Origin of the sequence: Amycolatopsis rhizosphaerae (assembly GCF_007713715.1) — a bacterium.
GTDB lineage: Bacteria > Actinomycetota > Actinomycetes > Mycobacteriales > Pseudonocardiaceae > Amycolatopsis_E > Amycolatopsis_E rhizosphaerae.
In genome coordinates, this window is the sequence record NZ_VJWX01000579.1 from 1 (window position 1) to 4,293 (window position 4,293).

Annotated in this window: 7 protein-coding genes; 1 reads left to right on the top strand and 6 read right to left on the bottom strand. The window is 71.7% G+C overall.

Annotation, left to right across the window (positions count from 1 at the left end; genetic code table 11):
* Positions 1–113: 113 nt before the first annotated feature.
* The 6 genes from FNH05_RS33490 to FNH05_RS33515 all read right to left on the bottom strand — a co-directional run bounded on the left by FNH05_RS33490 (position 114) and on the right by FNH05_RS33515 (position 4,001).
* Complete coding sequence (locus FNH05_RS33490) at positions 114–512, bottom strand: maleylpyruvate isomerase N-terminal domain-containing protein (protein ID WP_144592863.1); 399 nt, start codon at positions 510–512, stop codon at positions 114–116.
* The gene (locus tag FNH05_RS33495) at positions 397–1,113 is read right to left on the bottom strand and encodes a DedA family protein (RefSeq protein WP_144592864.1); all 717 of its coding nucleotides are present in this window, start codon (positions 1,111–1,113) and stop codon (positions 397–399) included. Before FNH05_RS33495 ends, FNH05_RS33490 begins: the two co-directional genes overlap by 116 nt.
* Positions 1,106–1,813: a lysophospholipid acyltransferase family protein gene (locus FNH05_RS33500; protein WP_246128099.1), complete on the bottom strand. Its 708-nt coding sequence runs from the start codon at positions 1,811–1,813 to the stop codon at positions 1,106–1,108. The genes FNH05_RS33495 and FNH05_RS33500 overlap by 8 nt, the downstream gene beginning before the upstream one ends.
* A gap of 68 nt (positions 1,814–1,881) precedes the next feature.
* The gene (locus FNH05_RS33505) at positions 1,882–2,610 is read right to left on the bottom strand and encodes a GNAT family N-acetyltransferase (RefSeq protein ID WP_144592866.1); all 729 of its coding nucleotides are present in this window, start codon (positions 2,608–2,610) and stop codon (positions 1,882–1,884) included.
* A 120-nt stretch (positions 2,611–2,730) separates the two neighbouring features.
* On the bottom strand, positions 2,731–3,522 hold the full coding sequence (locus FNH05_RS33510; RefSeq protein WP_144592867.1) for a class I SAM-dependent methyltransferase: 792 nt from the start codon (positions 3,520–3,522) through the stop codon (positions 2,731–2,733).
* Complete coding sequence (locus tag FNH05_RS33515; RefSeq protein ID WP_144592868.1) at positions 3,501–4,001, bottom strand: DUF2505 domain-containing protein; 501 nt, start codon at positions 3,999–4,001, stop codon at positions 3,501–3,503. The genes FNH05_RS33510 and FNH05_RS33515 overlap by 22 nt, the downstream gene beginning before the upstream one ends.
* Before the next feature lie 26 nt (positions 4,002–4,027).
* On the opposite strand from FNH05_RS33515, the gene FNH05_RS33520 reads away from it, so the two are divergent.
* Positions 4,028–4,293: FAD-binding protein (locus tag FNH05_RS33520; protein WP_144592869.1), on the top strand; the 266-nt coding region annotated here is incomplete at its 3' end.

Here is a 4,293-nt window from a genome sequence, read left to right on the forward strand (position 1 = left end):
CACCGGCTCCCGCGCCTGGTAGTAGTGGTTGTGCTGGACGTTGCCGTCGCCGACCTGCACGCCCTGCGCATGGCGGGCGTCCACTGGCGACGGCACCGGTTCTCCCATCGCTTTCAGGAGAACGCGTTGTGCTGGACGTTGCCGTCGCCGATCTGGACACCCTTGCCCTCACGAGCGTCCACTGTGTACTTCCCGGCCGCCGATCCTTCGGGATCGGCCCGTCGCAGCACCTCGCGGGCGGCGTCCAGCAACTCCGGGTCGGCTCCGGCCGCGGCTTCGCGCAGGGCCTCGGCGAGGCGCTCACGCCACTGGGCGGGCTCGATCTCGTGCCCGCTCGGGTCGGCCACCGCCTTGCGGACCCGGGAGTGGACTCGGCCGAGGTGGCCGACCAGTTGGCTAACGGTCCACTTTGGACAGGTGGGCACGGCCGCGTCCGGCCCTGCCGCCCGCGCCGCCGTCCGCAGGGCCTCGCACTGCTCCCGGATCGAGGACAGGAACCGGCTGTGCTCCATACCGAGAGCGTAACCGCCGGGCGACCTCGATGAAGCCCATCAGCAGCAGGCCGATCCCGAAGGACAGCAGCAGGCCCTTCGCCGGTTCATCGGCGAAACCGGCGCCGCCGATGCAGCCGATGATCACGCTGTAGACCGACCAGAGGATGGTGCCGAGCAGGTCCAGCGTGACGAACCGCGCCCAGCACACGCCCATGCTCCCGGTGGCCAGCCCGCTCGCTACCCGCCCGCCGGGCAGATAGCGGCCCGCCACGATGAGCAGGGCTCCGTTGCGGTCCACCTGGCGGCGCGCCCAGGCGTAGCGGGCCTGCCCGCGCGCGTCCCGCTGCAGCCGGGCCAGCACGGCGGGACCGGCACGGCGGCCGATCCCGTGCGACAGGCAGTCACCCGCGAGTGCGCCGATCGCCGCGGTCGCCGCGAGGGCGGACAGCATCGGCAGGTCGGGGCCGATGAGCACGGCGACCGTGATCACCGTGGTCTCGCTGGGCATGAACGGCAGCAGCGCGTCCAGTGCTGCGACGGCGAGGACGACCAGCCACAGCCACGGTGAGCCGAGCATGCCCTGCAGAACCTCGGTGATCCTGCTCAGCAGCTCAAACATGGACGGGCTCGCCCGTGATCACGGCCTGTGCCCGGGCCGCGAGTTCCCGGCGGTCGCCGTCCGGGGCGAACGGGGGATGGGCGGTGAGGTCGATGCGAAGATCGCGGGCGCGGGTGATCCGCCGCAGCGAATCGAACAGGGTGTCGTCGCCGACGAAGGACGCGACGGTGCTGGGGCGCCCGGCCTGGTGGTAGGCGAAGGTCACCGGCCGGATGGGGGCGCCGGCGTCGATGGCGGCCTGGAAGGCCGCGCGCCGGAACGGTCCACCGGAGCCGCAACGCCCGCACCAGGTGGTGCCTTCCGGGAACACCAGGACGGACCGGCCCGCGGCGAGCGTGGCGGACAGCCCGGCGACCACCGCGGGCAGGCCGCGAAGAGTGCCGCGGTCCACGAACCGGGTGCCCGCGCGCGCCGCGACCCGGCCCACCACGGGCCATCGCCGCAGCTCGGCCTTGGCCAGGAAGCCGGTGGGCTCGACGGCCAGCGCGGCGATGATGTCGAGCCACGAGAGATGGTTCGCGACGATCAGTGTGCCCCGCGCCTCGTCCGGCACGCTGAGCCGTTCGGTGTTCGCCGCCACCTCGACCCCCAGTCCCGAGAGCAGACGGCGAGCCGATGGGCCCAGCTCACCGTGCGCGGCGGCGGGCAGGGCGCCGGCCAGGATCCCGGCCGCCGCCGTCCACCGTCGTGCCGTTTCCATTGTCGTCACCGAAGGTCGCGAGTGGGTGACGCAGCGCGGTGTACAGGGTGAACAGACGGCCCAGGAGTTCATCCGGCGTCCCCGAGGAAGTAACGCCGGTATCGCTCGTGCATCCGGTCGAAGGACAGCAGGGTGAAGAAGTCGGCGACCTCGAAGTCCGGGTCGTGGGCGGGCGGCCCGCACACCGCGGCCCCGATCCGCAGGTAGCCCCGCAGCAGCGGCGGGACCTGGCGGACCTGGCCATGGCCGTCGCCGTGCGGGGAGCGCGGTCGCGGAATCCACGGGTGCCGGGGCACGACGCTGAGCCCGTCCGGCGCGGGATGCCTGGCGCGCACCAGTTCCCAGGTGGCCGCCGCGGTGTTTCCACCATCGGCCAGCGACACCGAGGTGCACCCGGCGAGATGCCGGTACCCGGCGTCGAGGGCGTAGCGGGTTATCGCCGACCACATCAGGTTGATCACCGCGCCCGACCGGTGCGCCGGGTCCACGCAGGAGCGGCCGATCTCGACGAGGTGCGGCCGGAGTGGGGCCAGTCCGCCGAGGTCGAACTCGGCTTCGGAGTACAGCCGCGGGCTCCGGCCCGGCAGCAGCAGGCGATAGGTGCCGACGACCTCCCCGCCGTCGGTTATCACGAGGTGGTCGCAGCATTCGTCGAACTCGTCGGTGTCCCGGCCGGTGGCGAAGGTGGGGCCGAATTCGGCGGAGAAGACCCGTGCGCGCAGTTCCTGGCCGGCTCGCACCAGGCCGGGGTCCGTGGTGATCCGAGCCTCGTATCGGATTTCTGTGACTGCGGTCATGGAGCCGATCGTGTCGGCGCCGGATGTCCGATTCCAGACGTTTCCCGGCATTCCAGGGAGAATTAAGGGTTCACCCGTACCGGTGAACCCTCCTGTCGCGGTGGGGTTGTCCCCAGCACGTCACAGGGGTGCGACCGTGCTCCACGGCACGGTCAGCTCGCCGAGGCGCCAGCGGCGTGGCCCGTCGAGTACCGGCCAGCCCCTGGCGACGAGCATGCGGACCGTCTCCAGCCAGCGAAACCGTACCCCGAACGCCTGGTGCGGTGCGGCGGCCGCCCAACATGAATCCAAAGTGGACAGGAATTGGTGCACCGGTTCGCCGGGAACATTGCGGTGGATCAGCGCCTTCGGTAATCGTTCGGCCACAGTGGACGGTCGGTCCATGGTGCTCAGCCGGTAGGAAACGGTGAGGCTGCGCGGCCCGTCTGCGGAGAGCGCGACCCAGGAACAGAGCCGACCGATCTCGTCGCAGGTGCCCTCCACCAGCAGCCCGCCGGGCGCGAGCGAGTCCAGGATCAGCTTCCACGCCCAGGGCACCTCGTCCTCGGCGTACTGCCGCAGCACGTTGAAGGCCCGCGCCACCACCGGTCGCGTCCCGGCGAGTTCGAAGCCGCCCTGCCGGAAGTCGAGCCAGGGCGGGTCCGCGTCCGGCAGTGCGGCGGCCACCCGGTCCTGATCGAGCTCCAGGCCCAGCACGCGGATCCGGGGGTGCACCGCCCGCAGGCGGTGGGCCAGTTCCACCGTGGTCACCCCGGTCGCGCCGTACCCGAGATCCACCACCAGGGGGTCCGCCGCGTGCCGCAGCAGGCTCGCCACCTCCGGGGAGGCGGTCAGCCAGCGGTCGACGCGGCGCAGGCGGTTCGGGTTGGTGGTCCCCCGGGTCGGCGAGCCTAGGAATTCTCGGCGAGCCACTGGGCCGAGTACTCGGCTTCGCGGGCGAGCAGATGGGTGACCTGTTCCGCCACGAAACCCTCGAGCTTGCCGCCGACGAGCGGGATGCGGATCTTCACCTCACCGGTGATCTCCAGCAGGGTCCCCTCGCCCCGGGACAGGAGTTCGGTGCGGGCGGTGATCTCACCCGGCAGCCCGGACACCGTGGCCTTCGCGATCCCGGAGTAGCGCCCTTCGGAGATCGTCCAGGACTCGTGCCGGTCGACGAAGAGGTCCCCGTGGTGCAGGGCGCGCACCACGGACGGCAGCTTGTCGGCGCCGACGCCCTGCCGGAGGTGGAAGCGGACGCTGTCGGGAGCCGCGGAGTAGTCGAGCAACGCCGCGTGGTCGCCACCGATTTCGCTGAGCCGGGCGCGTACCGCCGGTTCACTGGACTGGGCGGCGAACACCTCGGTCACGCCGTAGACGAACTCGGCGCGGTGCTCGATACGGGAGGCCATGTCGGTACACAGTACCGTTCGGATTCGTGACACCTGTCGAAACCCGAACCGTCCTGGCCGAGCACACCACCCTGCGCCTCGGCGGGCCCGCCAGGGCGTTCGTCGTCGCCGAGTCCACGGAGGACCTGCTCAGCGCGGTGCGCGCGGCCGGAGACCGCCTGCTGCTGCTCGGCGGCGGATCGAACCTCGTGATCGGCGACGCGGGCTTCGACGGGACCGTGGTGAAGGTGGCCACCCGTGGCTGGCGCATCGACGGCGGGTCGGTGGTGGTGGCGGCGGGCCAGAACTGGGA